Origin of the sequence: Novipirellula sp. (assembly GCF_041583735.1) — a bacterium.
Lineage (GTDB): Bacteria > Planctomycetota > Planctomycetia > Pirellulales > Pirellulaceae > Novipirellula.
This window is the reverse complement of sequence record NZ_JBFHFD010000113.1, coordinates 1-17,126: the sequence shown is the minus strand read 5'-3', so window position 1 is coordinate 17,126 and position 17,126 is coordinate 1. Positions and strand designations below refer to the sequence as shown.

The window sequence follows — 17,126 nt, the reverse complement described above, 5'->3', positions numbered from 1 at the left end:
TCTTCGAGTTTCGGCTCGGCAACACCAAGCCCCTCGTGATCCTCGGGGTTTTCCGATTGGATATCGAGCACCTTCAAGTCGACAAGCGAGTTCGCTGCCTCTTTCATGTGATCGACCGCGTCGGCGGGATAGCCTTTGTTGGATGGTCCCTTTCGCGAGGGAATCGTCCACTGGCCTGTCTCCTTGTCGCGACGAACCTCGAACGACTGCAGCGTCGCATCGACTTCGTCATAGGTGACAATTTTCAAGCTGGCGGCTGCCAACGGATCTTTAAATTCTTCGAACAGCGGTTTGCCGACGAATCCGCCGGTTTCGCTTTCGTTTGTCGTGGGCCATGCCACTAGCGTCGCGATGCCGAGCATCACAACGGCCACGACCCAGAAAATTCCTGTTTTCGTACCTTCGTTCACGACTCTATCTCACTATTTCAAACGGCTTTTGCTGATGTTTTCTCGTTCACGCAATCGCCGCGAGGCGAATACAATCACACCGATGATCAATGGTGGGATACATGGCAGCACGACGGCTGCGGCTTTGACTTGGTTTTGAATCCAAGTCACCTTCTGATCGGCTTCACGTTGAATGTCACCGATCTTTTGTTCACGATCACGTTCGCTCTTGGCGATCTTGACTTCCAAACGAGTTTGCTCGCGTTCTTGCAGCGTTTGGAACGCTTGCACCTTGGCTTGCAACTTATCCGGAGGGACACGGCCATTGGCACTTTCTTTCTGCAGCTTTTCCAGCTCTTCGCGAAGCGACTTCAGCTCGGTATCCATTTTCTCCTGAGCCTCACGAACGGTCTCGTCATACTCGTCTTGGAATTCCTTACTACGCTTGCTGACATTGCTGCTGGCGATTTCCTTGACCGAGTCGATCATTCGCAAACTGGCAAAAATCGGCTCATGCTTTCGCACTTCGATAAAGTCGGTTTCGCCAGTCAACCAATCAATCGCGTTCAGAATGAACGTCACGTTTTGGAACTGGAAACGCATATCTGCAGCCTGCTTGGGATCGGCTCGGATCTGCAAAAAGACCGGTGACATGATGTCGGTGTCGGCAACATAAACTGCCTTGATGCCTTGAGCGGCCGCAGGTGAATCGGCTTTCTCGGCCTCGTTACCCGCGACCTTTTTCGAATCGTCGTCGCTGGCTTTCTTTTCGGTTGCCGCCACCGCTCCTTCGATCGTCATTGCGACCGCCAACCCAGGGCTGACGCTATCGATTTCACGAGCCACGGTGGTCGCCCCTTGCATGATCTGCTGCACCTTGTTGAACGGCAGCAAACCGCTGCGTCCTCCGGTGGACATCAACTTGGTGTGTTTTAGAGTCGAACTGTCTTTCGCTCGGACCGATGCGGCGTACAAGCACAACACTTGGCGAAGTTTGGAGGTGATGACGCTCTTTTCGCTGAGTGCTTCCCCCTCTTCGACTTCGGGGGCGTTTTCGTCGACAAAAACCCACAACTCGTTGATATTTCGTTCGAGGTTCGGGTAGGGATTGAACTGCTGCCACACCAAATCGGACGAGAATAGCCCCTGCATTCCGGGAGTCCCAGGCGACTCGATCTCCAGCGCATCCCAGAGTTCGTGGATATTCCCCTTGGGCATCGGGCCGCCGCCACCGAACATGCCGCCGGGCGATTGCTTCGGCATGCCCGTTGGTGTGATGGCCTGGTTGAACACCGGCATTGGATCTTCAAAAATCGCAACCGGGACACCGACTTTGATCGCGTCGACCAAGCGACTGAATTGATCCGGCGGCAGCGTCGAAGGCTGCACAGCGATCATCGCGTCAAACATCCCCACGGTCACCGGGGCCCCCAGATCGACTTCTTCGACATCGTATTGCTTGGCAAGCTCTTCGATCAACGGATGTTTGGCGGCTTGCGACGGAGACATGCCCTGCATCACCATGCCGCCCATCAAGCGAGCGTCGGTCGATACAATACCAATCCGTTTCCGAGTTCCTTCGGCGACGGTGTTAATCGAGCGAACCAATTCATATTCGACCGGAATCCCGTATTCAAAGATCGGCACCGTGACTTTTTCGAGCCCCGATCGGAATGCGGCACCCAAGATCAATTCTTTTTGTTGGAACGATCCCTTCTCGCGCACCATGCGGCTGACCGGTTCGATTCCAAATCGCTCCGACGCAAGTGCAGCCTCTTCGCTGAACAGTTCAATGTTGTCGTACAGATTGATTTCGATCGTGCGATTACGCTTGGCCGCTTCGCTGCGGAATTCTTTCAGCAGATTGATCAACTCGTAGCGTGTGCGAGCGTAGATTTCGGGGATGTCCGCACTGATAAACGCATCGATCACAATCGGCCGATCGGTGTCCAATTCTTGGATCAGCGTTTTGGTCGCTCCCGCCAACGAACTGACCTTTCCTTCGGTCAAATCTTTGCGATAGTCCCAATTTCGAAACAGTGTGACCGCACCGGCGGTAATCACGATCAGGGCCAAGACGCGAGCGATATAGTGCCACGCCATCGTGTTGCCGTCTTTGCCGCCGGTCCAGTGACGTCGGCCAATCAGAACCATCGTGGCGTAGAGCGCCACCGCAGCGACAAGCACGAAATAGCCGACTGCGGAAAGGCTGATCACACCGCGACCAAAATCGTCAAACGGACGTGCGATCCCGCTGCTGGCCAACCATTCGGCAATCCGTTTGTTGGGGCTGATTGAATCAGCAAGCGAGGCAAACGCAAGCGGAGCATTAAAGAGAGCCCCCAGGATAAATCCGACCGTCAAGTTACCCGTCAAGAAGGACGCGATCATGCCGATCGCGATCATCGCCAAACCGACAAACCAATAGCCAAGATAGGTGGTGAAAATCAGTCCCGTATCAAGTGTTCCTTCGGTCAACACGGCCAGCGTGATGAATGTACTCAATTGGCTAAACAGCAGTGATGCCGTGAAAATCGACGCGGCAGCCATGTACTTGCCGATCACGATGTCAAAGTCGTCGGCCGGCAGCGTCAGCAGCAGTTCGTCGGTGCCTTGACGCTTTTCTTCAGCCCAAATGCTCATCGTGATCGCGGGGATAAACACCAACATGATCAACGGGAACCAGTAATTCAGTTGGTCCAGCGTGGCCAAGTTTTGGTTGAAGAACTCGTAAGGCCAAAAGGCCGATACCGATGTCAAAAAGACAAAGATACATAGGAAGACGTAGCCGGTAGGGTTACCGAAATAGCCAACAAAGTTTCGTTTCAGCACGGCATAAGCAGCACGCTTGGTACCCGCCAGTGCAGCGACGATCGCCATTAACACCAACAGCAGGATCAAGTCCAAGACGAACAGGTTCAGCAGGGCAAATGCGACGTTATTGAGCGTCATGTTATCTGTTTGATTGATGGGATGGATTAAACGTGTCGAAGCGGTTGGCTTCGATGTTGATTAGCTCGTTGCGGAAAACCTCGCAGCGGAGTGCAACAGCGACTCGGCGGTTACAGTTTGCGTGCATTCATGTCAGTTGTTAAGCCCGGTCGGAATCAGCAAGGATGTCTCGGTCATCCATGGGCGGCAAACTCGTCCGCCAATCCCTGAAAGCCATCGATCCCTGAAAACTCGCGTCATCGCCCTGAGGCGATGTTCTTAGCCCTGAGGCGATGTCCTTAGCCCTGAGGCGATGTTCGCGAGCACGAACGATGCTTGTCACGGTTGCCGAACGATCGCTCCAACCCAGGCGTGGTGGGCACGCTACGCGGTAGCACCCTGAGTCAGCGAATGGAACGCTTCGTCCAAATCGTTTGCCCCGAGTTTCCGCAGACCTTCGACGTCACCGTCGTACACAAGTCGTCCTTCGTTGATCATGACCACGCGGTCCGCCATCGCTTCGACTTCTTGCAAAATATGCGTGCTGAGCAGAATCGTTTTCGTTTCGCTCAACCGCCGCATCGTTTTGCGGACTCCGCGAATCTGGTTGGGATCCAAACCCGCAGTCGGTTCGTCCAAGATCAAAACATCGGGCTCGTGCAACAACGCCTGACTCATGCCGACACGTTGCTTGAACCCCTTGGAAAGTTTGCTGATCGGTTTATGAACGACACTCGAGAGGTCACAGATGTCGACGACGGCGTCGATGCGATCTTTCTTGCTAGCCGCTGTCATCCCGCGTGCTTCGGCGAAAAAACTGAGCATCGCGTAGGGGGTCATTTCCGGATAAAGCGGGCCGTTTTCGGGCAAGTAGCCCAATCGGCGACTGCCCGCGATCCGGTCTTCCATCATGTTGTGACCTGCGATCCGAGCTTCGCCCTCGCTGGCGGCGATATACCCAGTTAACATCTTCATCGTGGTGCTTTTTCCAGCACCATTGGGGCCCAAAAACGCCACCAATTCGCCTTCGCCGACCGAAAACGTGACGTCGCGAGTCGCGGCAAAAGGACCATAAAACTTACTCAGCCCGATCGCCTCGATCATGGGCCGGCGGGATTCAGTTTGAATCGTCATGCGGCAGTTCTTGGGTAAGTCCTTCAATGTGGGAATGTTCAAACCGGAAATATAACGGTCTGAGAGAGGTTCTCAACACCGCTACGCGGCCATTTGCCCCCCGGTTCGCTCGGAATGTCCGAAAAGTTGCCTCGGACGCTCCTCTCTTTCTGACGTCGGTGACGTCGGGCGACATAAAAGACGTCGGCTGAGGGTTTACTTCGGCTCGGGCGTGGTCACGTTGCCGGACAACCCGATGGTAAACGGAGAAGTTTGCAGAGTCCGGTCAATGGCAAGCACAATCGTGTGATCGCCCTCGGGCAACGCTTCGGTCCGCAGCGATGCTGCGGGAGTCGGTTTGCCGTCCACCCAAGCTTCGCTGATCTCGTCGGGTAACCCCAAGTGAGCGTCGGCACCGGAGGACACGCTGATTTGAAAACGAATGAACGACGTCGGCGGTGTCGTTCGGTGCTGCTTAAACACATCCATTTCTTCGATCGCAAAGGTTCCATCGACTCGCGACGTCAACGGCCGCCACTGCATGACGTCGTCGCCGCTGGCCACCGCATCCGTGCTGGTGCGATTGATCAGGCGATTCGATGGATTGGTAAAAATCAGAGTCTCGATGCTACGAAGCATGGGATCGGTCGAAACGGTAAATTCCGGAACCCGTCCCAACGCGGAAAGAAACGCGACAAGATCCGCTAGCTCGGCTTGCGTCACATTGTCTAACAGCCCCTCGGGCATCAGCGACTTGCCCGGCGATTCATCTTCGATCGAATCGACGACGACCGAAGTGACGGTGCCATCGGCAAGCCGGACTTGGATCGTTTTGTCATTTTCCGTCAACACAATCCCGCTGATCACGCGGCCTTCGTCGGTCAAGAACTGCGTCGTCGTGTAGCCTTCCTTTAGTTTCACGTTCGGTGTAATTAGCGATTCCAAAATGTAATCGGGCTGCGAACTGCCCCCGATGCTGATCAGGTTGGGCCCCACCAATCCGCCCGCCGTTCCAATGGCGTGACAGTTGATGCACTGCAGTTTTGCTTGACGATAGATTCGTTCGCCGTTGGCTGCTGATCCCTGTTTGGCTTGAGCCAAAATCTCGGCCGAAAGTTCCGGGGTCAATTTCCAAGCCAGATCTTCGAGCTTGCCGCTATTGCGGATCGCTTCTTCGAGTCGTGCATTTCCACCACTGCTGCGGAGATGTCGCAGCAGGTGAGCTGCCAGATCGGTGTCGAGTGTCTGTTTTTCCAGTACGCTGGCAAACGCTTCGGGAATGTCTTTGCGTTTCGCCATTTCGGCAACGATCGCGGCTCCCTCGTTAATCGTTTCTTTGTCTTGGACCAGCTTGATCACCGCGGCAAACGCGGCTCGCGGACGATTGCTTGCCAACGCTCGCGTGGCTGCAACGCGGGCCTGAGTGTCCTGCGAATCGAGTAGGCGGTGAATCGTCTGTTTGGCCTTGTCCGACCCGAACGATCCAATCGCTTCGATCAACGCGACTCGGCTATCACCGGTCGCTTTGGGCAGCATTTCGATCAAAGCCGACTCGGCTTTACTTAGTTTCCAAGTGGCCACCGCTCGATACAGCGACGTCCGCCACTCGGGGTTGCGGGCGAGAGTTTCGACGTCCGCAACCGCTACCGCGACGCTCACGTTTGCGTCGGCCGGGACGGTTCCATCGGACTTCGTCCGCTCGAGTAGCGCGGTCAGTCGCGAAGCCGATGGCGCCGACGAATCGGGGCGGGTCAACATCTCGAGTAACTGACCGAGTTGTTTTGCGTTGCCGGCTCGGACTGCGGCCAAAAACAATTCGTCGCCCGAAGCCGCTTTGCCGGCATCACGCTGCAGCATTTCGATTGCGACTTGAGCTGCCTTTGGATTGGCAATCGCGCCAACAGCAATCGCCAATTCATGCGGTTTCGACTGCCAATCAATCAGTTCCAAGATGGAAGCCGATGGCGATGCCGCGTCGAGTTTTCGCAAGGATTGCCAGATTGCAAAATCCAAGTTGCTGTCGACCGGATGCTTGGCAACGTCAATCACAGCGTTCAGTGCATCGCGATCCGCACGTGCTTGGCCAACGCTAATGGCCACTTCCAATCGTGTTCTCGGATCGGCCGCATCCGCTTGTGCGAACACCATCTGCGAGATCGCGCGGTAGGCCTCACTGTCACTGGCGACGCTTTCGCGGCTACGCCAAATGCTTCGCAGCGCCGTGCCAAGCACACGTTTTTCGGATTGTTTGCTGGCGGCAATCGCGATTTCGGCATCCTCCACGTTCGCAGCGGAAACCACTTCGTTCATCCACAATACTTCCAATGATCGCATCGCGGCGTTTACATTGCCGGTGTCTCGCCAATCGCGGATCGTTTTCATTACATCAGCAGAATCGGTTGCCGCACGTCGCCACAATTCTTCGCGGGCAAATTGGCGAACGTCAAGCGATGGATCCTCGAGCAGTTGACACAATCCGGCAGTCGACTGCTTTGAAAATGCCGGCCAATGATCCAGCGGCTGCTCAGGGAAACTGACCCGCCAAATGCGACCATGCTTGCGATCCCGGCGTTCGTCACGGAAATCGACTTCGCCATGCTGGATGATCGGATTGTACCAATCGGCAACGTAGACGGCACCATCGGGCCCCATCCGCACGTCGATCGGACGGAACGCAACATGAGATGTCGTGATGATTTCGGGTTGCTGCTGGCTGCGGAATCCGCTGCCGTCGGGCGCGACGTCGAAGCGGCACACTCGGTGGCTGCGGAAATCGTTGGTGACCAAGTTGCCATTCCAGTCGGCGGGGATGTGGGTTCCCGACAGCACCGCGAGCCCACAATGTTTCGGGCTTCCTGGATTCAATCCGCTCACCCACCGACTCGCTCCCGGCGACGTGTTAAAGACGGAATCAGGAAAGGCATAGTTGATTCCTTCATACCCCGCCCCATCGGTGACAAACGATTCGCCTTGTTCATCAAACACGTGGCCCCATGGATTGATGAACCCTTTACAGAACACTTCCAAACGGCCGGTGCTGGGGCGATAACGCCAAATCCCGCCTCCGTCCAAGTGCCGGGTGCCGTACGCGGTATCAATGTGGCTGTGGATGTAAATCGATTGATTGAAATACAAACATCCATCAGGCCCCCAACGCAACGTGTGCAGCAGATGGTGCGTGTCTTCGGTGCCGAAGCCGCTGAAGATAACGCGACGTTTGTCCGCGACGCCATCACCATCGGTGTCCGCCAGATGCAGCAACTCAGTGCTGTCGGCGACGTAACAAGCGTTTTCGCCATCAGGGATCACCCCGGTGGGAATCAGCAATCCATCGGCAAACGTGGTCGATTGGTCGATGTCACCGTCACCGTCGGTATCTCGCAACACGACAATTTTGTCGTCAGCCAATTCGCCTGGCTTAATCTGCGGGTACACCTCGCTGGTCGCCACCCATAAGGCGCCCGAGGCATCAAAGTTCATTTGAATAGGCTTGCGAATCTGAGGATCGGCCGCGTAGAGATTGACGTTCGCCGATTCGTCCACTCGCATTTCAGCCGACTCGCTAACCGGGTCCGGCTGCGGAATCTCGGTAAGATCTCGCTGGGCATACAGCGGCGTCTGTGCCACGATTCCCAGCACGCCCCAAACCACCCCTGCGATGGCAAACTGCGAAGCAACAGCTTTTGCCTGGGTCGACAAACGCGAAAGAGGGGCGGCAGCACAGCAACAAGGGGGGCAAAGCTTCATTGTCGATTTGTACAGAAAGTGGTGGTGAGGGTTTCTGAAACGTGAATTTTGGACTTTTGGATTGATCCAGCTGGATTGATCCGGCTGGATTGATCCGGCGCGGGCAGGCCGAGCGAGCACACACTGGAATTGGGGCACAGTATAGATCAACGCGGATTGTTTGTCCGGTTAGTTTGACCGACACGACGTGCCAGTTTAACCTTTATTAGGACGGTTTCGTTATATGCGTGCCGCTCCCCCCATTATTCAACTCATCAAAGCTATCTCCCACCCCGTCTTGCGTGCCCCTTAACGGGGACGATTGGGTTACACTCTGAAATCGCTAGACAGTAAGATTAAGCAGGATAGTAAGATAAATCGGTGCAGCGTGTCCGATAAGGAAGCGTTGCCCACGAGACGAGTGAAGCGAACAGCTTTCAGCCGACCGGAAAAATACGTTTAGGAGTCCTTCATGCGAAGCGCGGTAGCCGTCCAGCCCCTGTACAACCCGTCCGACTTTTCCCGTGACGCCAACCCAACACGTGACGCCAACCCGACTCATGATGCTGTTCGTCGCATGGTCGTGATGTTCTTGGTGTTTGCGATGAGCGTCGTGGTTGCCTCGATTGCAGTCGGCCAGGACCGGAAAGGCAAGGGCAAAGAGGATCCGGCGCTCAAACCACGTCCGGTCACGCTCAAAACGCGAGACGGCATTGCCCTTCGCGCCTTCTATTTCCCCTCGAACAAGGGGAAAGACGCCATTCCTGTGATCCTGATCCATGAATGGGAGGGTCAAGCGAGCCCGTATTACAATCTTGTGGTCGCCCTCCGCGATGCCGGATGTGCCGTCTTAGCGCCTGACTACCGCGGTCACGGGGGGAGCAAAGAGTTTACGGATCTGCGAGGCAGAACTCAGACCTTCAATCTCTCGACGATGAACAAACGCGACATCGATGCGATCTTGGCCGCGGATCTCGAAGAAGCCAAACAGTTTTTAAAACACGAGAACGACGACGGAAAACTCAATTTGAACGCCCTGGTCATGATCGGAGTCCGCGAAGGCTGTGTGTTGGCGTCGCATTTCACGATGCGTGATTGGCGATGGCCGTCGATCGGCAGTAAAAAGCAAGGTCAAGACGTCAAGGCGCTCGTGCTGATCAGTCCCGAAAAGCAGCTCAAGGGAGTGGGGATCGACCCCACACTGACCGATATCAATGTGCTGCGTCTGCCGATTTTGATCGTCGCGGGCGACAGTAGCTCTGAAGGTTCCGAAGCCACTCGGATCGCCAAACGGATCGAAGTGTTCAAGAAGAAAGCAGGACAAGGCGAAGTATCGGGGTTGACCCAGCAAATGGTTAAAACAAGTCTTAGTGGCCCCGCGCTAGTCAATGAGTCGTCAGAGGTGATCCCTGAAGTGGTCAAATTTGTCACCTCCAACGTCAAGATCAGCGACGACATCAATCCTTGGATCCAGCGAGACTAGGGCGTCAAATGTGGCATGGATGCTCGACCGCTTTGCAATCCGACACGACGTCATGTGATTGCCAAAAGTTGTGCATGCAATGAAACTCCGAGGCGGGGTATCCTCTTTTATGCAAAGGTCGTGACGCGTTGGTAAAACATTCGGCAGCGAGTGACGCTGGATTAAGTGATTTTCTGCATCTGCTGGGTGGCTTGGTTCGCGAGCCATCGGTAGTCGGCGTCGAGCAAGCTTTTTTCCGAGTCGTGTTGCGCGAACTCGAGGAATTGTCGGTGAACGTTTCGCTGTACCACGGCGTCTTGGTGGCCCATGGCAAGCGGCCGGATTCCATCATTTTGTCCGCGCACGTCGATCGTCACGGATTGCTCTGTACCGGCCCCAACGAATTCCAATACGCGGCGTTTATCGCGGGCAATCGAGGCGAACTGAACGGCGACTCGGTCTCGGAACAAATGATGGAATTGATCCAGGATCGTTTCATCGGCCAACGAGTGCAGTCGCATTTGCCGCACGTCGGAACCTATTTGGGGCAAGGCGCGATCACGCGTTCCTTTGTCTGTCCCAACCGCCGCAACTTGATTTTTGAAATCGATGGACTTAGCCATCTGCAACCGGGCACCCCGGTCTCGTTTGTCGATCGGCTGACGATCGCCGATGGTTTCATCTCGGCTCAGCTTGACAATGTGCTGTCGGTTGCGATCCTCGTTCACATGTTCCGCTGTGGCTTTCAAGGCACCGTGCTGTTCACCGCAGGCGAAGAAGCGGGACGAAGTTGGCGGTACGCACTGGAGTGGTTTCTGCGACAACAATTGTGGACTCAGCGTTTAATTGTGCTGGACACCAGCCCCTATCCGACCCCGTTGGCGGCCGCCGCGCAAGAGGTCGTTCTGCGACGTCGTGATGCGACCGCTATTTTTGCCAGCGACATGACGATGGAATTACAAGATCGTTGCGAGTCGCTGGGGATCGGCTACAGTTTCAAAGACGACTATGTCGAAGCGATCAACCGCACTCGCGAAAAACCGCTCTCCTTTGGACGGACCGAATTAGGACGTTTAACGGCGGCGACCGAGGGAAAGATCAATGGCACCACTCTGCAAATCCCCACAACGAGCTATCACACCGCGTCGGAAACCGCGTCTCTGAGCAGCATTCGCGCGGTCTTACGACTGTTAGAGAGCTACATCGATTAACCGCCCCCCACACAGGCGGCCATTGTTCTCGTTAGCCGATTTGGCTAACGCTGTGAAGCATTTTTTCCTATGGGGTTTGTGCCCTTGTTGTGCGTAGCGGAAGTCGCGCGTGACTATCGATTCACGGCGAGTGCCCTTCGAAACTCTTGACGCGTTCCGCTACCGCATGCTCCTTCGTGCGAATCCTGTTTAGAATAGGGGGAACAGCACAGTTGCTGCAAAAAGTGACCAAAATGCGGCCAATTCCCGAGTGGCCCTGACGCTGGCAAGCTACACTATTGGCAAGTAAAGCCGCGTTGCCCCCCTGAAACCTGAGTTCAAAGGGGCTGTAGCCGCGTTTAAAACAACGCAGCTAAAACAACGCTGTGTGAGTTTGAGAGCGACGTTGAGGCCGTTCAGTTCGGCTTGGCCAACACGGTTCTTTGCTCACATCTTTTCGACTCTTAAAAAAGGGGCAGCGATAGATGGGTGTCGTTCCGCATGTTACTAAGAGGTTTGGCGGTAGCCGCGTTTTCACGCTGCTGATCGCCGTGGGTGTACTAACCCTGACATCCCCCGACGCATTTGCACAGCGAAAGAAGCCAGCACCCCCAAAGCCAGCGAAGATCAAGCTTCCCTCGAGCGTGCTTGAGAAGACATCGATCAAGATGGATGTGGCGAAAGTCGAAGTGAGATCGCGCGCGGAAATCAAATCCACCTCACGCGCGATCGACCGTGCGGTCGAAGCAAAGTTGGCGAGCGAAGGCATCTCGCCCAACCCGACGGCCAGCGACGAAGTGTTCATGCGGCGTGTGTACCTTGATGTGGCCGGTCGCATTCCCTCGCTCGCCGAAGCGACGGAGTTTCTTCAGTCGACGCATCCTGATCGACGCGACGATTTGATCGACCAACTGCTCAACAGTCCCGACTATGTCAGCAACATGTACAACATGTGGGCGGACGTCCTTCGATTGGTCGAGCGCCCGTCGCCCGACAATATCTCGGATCCCTATTTGGCCTACGTCAAAGAGTCCATTTGTGCAAATAAACCGTATGACAAATGGGTCTACGAAATGCTGACGGCGACCGGCAAGACCTGGGAAAACCCTGCGGTCGGTTTCCAGCTACGCGACGACTTGATGCCGCTGGCCTACGTCGACAATACCGTGCGTGTCTTTTTGGGAACTCAAATCGGTTGTGCCCAATGCCATGACCACCCATTTGATCAGTGGACACAGCACCAATTTTATCAACTCGCCGCGATGACCGCCGGAACACGAACGCGGATCGGTGGTGACATGCCCGGTTATCAAGAGGAACGCAAGAAACGTCGAGAGTTTCAAGACGAAGCCAAGCAACGTGACAAATACGGCCGCTTCCCCAGTCAATACCGGCGAGTGATGAACGCCAGCTTGTACGATGTTCGCGAAGTCAAGGCGGTTTTAAAACTGCCTCATGATTACGCTTACTCGGACGCCAAGCCGCTATCACCTGTAAAACCGGCGGTGCTGTGGGACGAGGTCCCCGAGAAAGCTAAGTCGCATTCACCTCGTGAACAGTTCGCCGCCTGGGTGACAAGTCCCGAGAATCCTAAATTCAGTCGTATGATCGCGAACCGTTTATGGAAGCGGTTTATCGGCGTCGGCGTGATCGAGCCGATCGATGACTTTAACGAAGACAACCCTTGTGCGAATGAGGAACTGCTTGACCTGTTAAGCGAGCAAATGGTGCGAGGCGGATTTGATCAGAAACAATTTATTCGCGCGATCCTGTACAGCGACACCTATCAACGCGAAGCCAGCGATTACGAAGTGACCAGTGGCGAACTCTACTACGCACCGGGTCCCGTGGTTCGCCGCATGACGGCAGAACAAGTATGGGATTCGATTTTGACGATGGCGGTTCATAACCCTTGGCCCTTCCAGCGGCCGGCGGCCGAGGATATCGCCCCCTACGTCGCGATTGACTTCCGCCACGTATCGTTTGATCAAGTCACCGCATTGGCGGATCAGTTTAGAAAGACATACGACATCGGTACCTACCGACGGTCGCTAAACCAACATGCTTATCAAGGCAACGTGCTGTGTCGTGCTAGCGAGCTGCCATCGCCATTGCCGGCCGACCATTTCTTACGCCAATTCGGTCAAGGCAACCGTGAAAGTATCCACACGGCCGAACAAGAACCGACCGTTCCGCAAACCTTGGCGATGTTCAACGGCCCGATTACCCATGTCATGCTCGAACCCGGTTCAGCGATTGTCGACAACGTGTTGGCGATCGACAAAACAAAGGACCGTATCGATGCAATTTTCTTAAGCGTGCTTGGCCGCATGCCGACTCAGAAAGATCGGTTGATTACCGCCAAAGAATTGTCGCAAATGAAAAACGACAACGTCGGTTACGGCAATATCATTTGGGCATTACTGAACACTCGCGAATTCCTATTCGTTCAATAAAGGCGGAACCTGCGATGAATCGACCTGAATTTACAAGCCAACATCGTCGTGATTTCATGAAAATGGTCGCCAAGCAAACGCTGGGGGTCTCCTTTGCCGGCGCGCTCGGCTCGCAAACCATGATCGGCTCGGCTGACGCGGCGGCGACCCCCGCGGGCAAGGCCAAGCACGTTATCTATATCATGCTCGATGGCGCGATGAGCCATCTCGATACGTTTGATCCCAAACAAGGTGTCGAGGAAGCGGGCGAAACCAAGCCAACGCAAACACGTGTCCCCGGACTGATGTTCGGAGACCGATTCCCCAAGCTGGCCTATTTGGCCGGCGCGATCGCGGTCGTCCGGTCGCTGAGCACCGAAACCGGGGCTCACGAGCAAGGACGCTATTTGATGCGAACCGCCTACAAACAACTCAACAGTATCCAACATCCGGGGATGGGCGCATGGATGACGTCCCAGCAACCCAAACCCAACACCGGATTACCGAGTAACTATTTAATTGGATCGACGAGCGGTCACCCCGGGGCCGGATTTCTGCCTCCGTCGTTTTCGCCTGTCCCGATTGCCGATGCGGCCAAAGGACTGCAGGACACGAAGCTTCCAAAGTACTTGCCACCCGAGTTATTTAGTCGCCGCATGATGCTGGCCACCAAGTTTGACGAAGCCTTTCAAGAACGACGCGACAACAGCAAAGTGATCGCATACAACCAGGCGTACCGAGACGCGTATCAATTGATGGGCAGCGATCAATTAAAAGTGTTTGACATAGGCGAAGAGCCCAAGGCAATTCGTGACGCCTATGGAAACAATTCGCTTGGGCAAGGATGTTTGCTGGCGCGGCGGTTGGTTGAAAAGGGAGCTCAGTTTATCGAGGTGACCTCCGGCGGATGGGACATGCACCAAAATATTTACGAGTCGCTCGATACCCGAGCTGCCAATCTGGATACCGCCTTGGGCAACTTGATGCGAGACTTGCACAGCAAGGGGCTGTTTAATGAAACGCTGATTGTCGTCACCACGGAATTTGGACGCAGTCCCAAATTGAACGTCAACGCCGGCCGCGACCACCACCCCGGTGCATTCTGCAGCCTGTTGATCGGTGCCGGAATCCGCGGTGGCCAAGCCTACGGCGAATCGGACAAACGGGGACATTCCGTTGCCAAAGACCACGTTTCGGTTGCGGATTTCAACAAAACCATTGCTGCGGCGGCAGGACTTCCAATCGACAAAGAAGTCTACTCTCCGTCGGGACGCCCCTTCAAAATCGGCGGCGACGGCAAAGTCGTCCAAGCCCTGCTGTCGTGATTCCACGTTGGCGCCGAACGCAGCCCGTTGACCGAAACGTAGCGGAGTGGAGTTCCGGCATGACAGTGGAATTGAATTCGCCATTGCATTCGCATCCGCCGGATCTGCGTCGCTTTGGCGACTTGATCTCGCCTGCCTAAGCTTGGACGTTCGTCTTGAGTAAGTCCATCAATGTTGGGCGTCTCGCCAGCCTTACTTCCTTCGGACGATCGGGAATAGCGCCATCAGACTGTCGGCGAAGATCCTGTGACCATCGACGTTGGGATGGTTGATGTTGTTTTCCATCAGAGTGATGTAGGGGATACCCTGTCGCCAGAGCCGACCGTAGCGAAGTGATCCTTCGGCGACCGCGATCTGGTTCTGTTGCGCAAAAGCACGAACGCCTTTGACGTAGCCGCGGGGATCGTCATCGATGTTCTGCTGGCTCGAAAATCCCATCCAGCTCGGACGAATATAGTGCGGGGTCAGAATGATCCACTCCGCACCAATCTCGCGGAAGTCGGCCAGGATCTTCCCGTAACGCTCCTCCACTTGCGTTTCCGAAAGACCGGAATCGTTGACGAATTCAGACACGATCAAATCAGGCTTCCTGTTCAACACCTGCTCCTGATAGTTGTGTTCGCTGCCCGGCGGCTCGCTCAGGTAGCTACCGGTGTTACGTCCGCCCCACGCCTCCGTGACCAATTCAATCTTTGCGTTCGGATAACGCGATTTCAGACGCTCGACAAACATCGTTTGGTAGCGATTAAAGGTAGACACGCTGTCACCCCAGACGAGGATTCTGAGCGGCTCTCCGGACTGAAGCTTGTTCAGCGACTCGGGCAGCAGTCTTTCCGCAACCGATGAACCGTTTGCGGGCGGTTCGGGGTAGGCGGTTTCCAGGATTGGGAAGAGGTGATCCTTAGTCAGAGCATCAAGGCGGGCGGGAAGATAGATGTTCGCCAACCGGGTCTCGCCCGCATCCAAAGTCGGCGGTTCGGGCATGACCGTATGCGGCGTTCCTGTTTTGAGCACGATCCGGCCTTTGCCGTCGAGCACGACCGAATCGATGCGCTGCTTTGTGTATTGGTAGTCGATGTACACCGGTTGGTCGGGGGCGATAGCTCCCTGCGGCAACCGACCGATGGTGCCGGCGACGAGGTCAGCTTCGTAGTCGATGCCTTTTCGAAATGTCATGGCCTCGGGTTCCAGTCCGGCCTGGACTACAACGCTCGCGGGATCGAGCAAACCTTCGACCGTGCATTCTGCTGCCACGACCCCTTTGAACCGAACCCCCTTTCGCCAGCCCGCCTTCGTCTTGGCATCGAAATCGGGAAGCCGGTCGTATTTCTCGTGCGTGACTGTGACGATTTCGGGGCCAGGAATTTTAAGTTCGGCAGCAACCGCGTCGGGGCCCGGCACGGTTACCGAGACGGTCCATGCTCCCGTAACCTGCACCTCCGCGGGCGTTGTGATGGGGTCCTTTGCCGCAACCGATGTAACGCAGCAGATCGCGATCGATTGCGACAGCAGCAGAACGGTGGTGTGTATCAGAGTAGGTTTCATGGGGTGACCTTCTTACTTCAATTGAGATGACCGCGAGTTCCACGCAGTTGTTCCAGAGTTCCCGACCTGTCCCAACTCGCCCCGCGTTGTCGCCGCTGTTGGAATAGCCAACGAAGAGCTTACCATCGCACTGGATGGCCTACGAGTAGGACAAGGTCTGGTAGAAAAGGTATGGTACGAAAAGGTATGCGGACTCGATTCAAGACTGGACGAATTTGAGTCCTGGAACCTTTGTTTTCCTGTTTGCCGCGACGTCCGAGTGCCGGGGCAGAAGCACAGCGAGTGCAAGAGACAGAAACAGGGGCTTCGTCATGGTATAATACACAATCGGATCAGCCGGAACGCGGCTGATGAAACCTCCTGCCTGCAAAACCGCAACCATATATCATAAAAACACCCAGCCTGCTTGGAATCACCAACGGGCTGCTTGATTCAATGGTGCCACTCGGCAATCCTGGAAGAGTCGTGTCCACTCAGCACCGATACACGGTACCCAATGGACGCGGCGGCCTGTTGTTGTGTCGCCTTCGGGGCGAGCGTTAAGACTACCAATGAATGACAATCCGCCTCCCTACCCGCATGTTTTAATTTGCCATGAAATCGTTGCGTACTTGCCTTCACTTATCGCTGATTCCTCTGATCCTGGTTCTTTCGACTCTGTCCGGCGAAAAAATTGCGTCCGCTATTGAGCCCGACGCACTAACGGTCGAACAGCAATTACACAACCGATGGGCGGCGTCTCCACTTTTTTTGACCGCCAATGATATGTCGATCGCAACGGGTAAACCTTCGCTCGTACTCATGTCGAGTGGCTCCACTCACATTCCCGTGTGGTCTCTATCCGGCGGCACCGTGGGCCAATCGGTCGTCGGCGTTGTCAACGGACTTCCCGACGAGTGCGTCGCGGTGAAGGTCGAGATTGTGGTGACCTCAACGGACGCGGAAACAAACCCTGACCTGGAGGATGTTTATCGGGTTCACTTATCGCAGATGGTGGAGGATGCCCCGTT

The 17,126-nt window shown here is 55.3% G+C and carries 8 protein-coding genes and 2 pseudogenes; 5 read left to right on the top strand and 5 right to left on the bottom strand.

Going from position 1 to position 17,126, the window contains the following annotated elements:
* From ABX962_RS11135 to ABX962_RS11120, 4 genes and pseudogenes are all read right to left on the bottom strand, one after another.
* A pseudogene (locus ABX962_RS11135) lies at nt 1-410 on the bottom strand (hypothetical protein); the annotation flags it as partial.
* A gap of 12 nt (nt 411-422) precedes the next feature.
* Nucleotides 423-3,341: a Gldg family protein gene (locus ABX962_RS11130; RefSeq protein WP_372719350.1), complete on the bottom strand. Its 2,919-nt coding sequence runs from the start codon at nt 3,339-3,341 to the stop codon at nt 423-425.
* 363 nt (nt 3,342-3,704) lie between these two features.
* Nucleotides 3,705-4,454 carry an ABC transporter ATP-binding protein gene (locus ABX962_RS11125; protein WP_372719348.1) on the bottom strand — a complete coding sequence of 250 codons (750 nt, stop codon included), beginning with the start codon at nt 4,452-4,454 and terminating at the stop codon, nt 3,705-3,707.
* A gap of 195 nt (nt 4,455-4,649) precedes the next feature.
* Nucleotides 4,650-8,180, bottom strand: coding sequence for a PVC-type heme-binding CxxCH protein (locus ABX962_RS11120; protein ID WP_372719346.1), 3,531 nt, complete (start codon nt 8,178-8,180; stop codon nt 4,650-4,652).
* A 451-nt stretch (nt 8,181-8,631) separates the two neighbouring features.
* Between ABX962_RS11120 and ABX962_RS11115 the strand changes: the two genes are divergently transcribed.
* The 4 genes from ABX962_RS11115 to ABX962_RS11100 all read left to right on the top strand — a co-directional run bounded on the left by ABX962_RS11115 (nt 8,632) and on the right by ABX962_RS11100 (nt 14,571).
* Nucleotides 8,632-9,642 (top strand): alpha/beta hydrolase, encoded by a 1,011-nt coding sequence (locus ABX962_RS11115; RefSeq protein ID WP_372719344.1) that lies wholly within the window; start codon nt 8,632-8,634, stop codon nt 9,640-9,642.
* Nucleotides 9,643-9,770: 128 nt separating this feature from the next.
* On the top strand, nt 9,771-10,832 hold the full coding sequence (locus tag ABX962_RS11110; protein ID WP_339936395.1) for a peptidase M42: 1,062 nt from the start codon (nt 9,771-9,773) through the stop codon (nt 10,830-10,832).
* A 530-nt stretch (nt 10,833-11,362) separates the two neighbouring features.
* Nucleotides 11,363-13,267, top strand: a complete 1,905-nt coding sequence (locus ABX962_RS11105; protein WP_372719342.1) for a DUF1549 and DUF1553 domain-containing protein — start codon at nt 11,363-11,365, stop codon at nt 13,265-13,267.
* A 14-nt stretch (nt 13,268-13,281) separates the two neighbouring features.
* The gene (locus ABX962_RS11100; RefSeq protein ID WP_372719340.1) at nt 13,282-14,571 is read left to right on the top strand and encodes a DUF1501 domain-containing protein; all 1,290 of its coding nucleotides are present in this window, start codon (nt 13,282-13,284) and stop codon (nt 14,569-14,571) included.
* 192 nt (nt 14,572-14,763) lie between these two features.
* On the opposite strand, the gene ABX962_RS11095 is transcribed toward ABX962_RS11100, so the two are convergent.
* A complete protein-coding gene (locus tag ABX962_RS11095) occupies nt 14,764-16,116 on the bottom strand; it encodes a GDSL-type esterase/lipase family protein (RefSeq protein WP_372719338.1) in 1,353 nt (450 codons plus the stop codon).
* 594 nt (nt 16,117-16,710) lie between these two features.
* Between ABX962_RS11095 and ABX962_RS11090 the strand changes: the two are divergent.
* Nucleotides 16,711-17,126, top strand: a pseudogene (locus ABX962_RS11090) (exo-alpha-sialidase); the annotation flags it as partial.

Excerpts from the sequence above, each read along its gene's own strand:
- ABX962_RS11130 (WP_372719350.1), bottom strand. The coding sequence starts at position 3,341 with ATGACGCTCAATAACGTCGCATTTGCCCTGCTGAACCTGTTCGTCTTG.
- ABX962_RS11125 (WP_372719348.1), bottom strand. The coding sequence starts at position 4,454 with ATGACGATTCAAACTGAATCCCGCCGGCCCATGATCGAGGCGATCGGG.
- ABX962_RS11120 (WP_372719346.1), bottom strand. The coding sequence starts at position 8,180 with ATGAAGCTTTGCCCCCCTTGTTGCTGTGCTGCCGCCCCTCTTTCGCGT.
- ABX962_RS11115 (WP_372719344.1), top strand. The coding sequence starts at position 8,632 with ATGCGAAGCGCGGTAGCCGTCCAGCCCCTGTACAACCCGTCCGACTTT.
- ABX962_RS11100 (WP_372719340.1), top strand. The coding sequence starts at position 13,282 with ATGAATCGACCTGAATTTACAAGCCAACATCGTCGTGATTTCATGAAA.
- ABX962_RS11095 (WP_372719338.1), bottom strand. The coding sequence starts at position 16,116 with ATGAAACCTACTCTGATACACACCACCGTTCTGCTGCTGTCGCAATCG.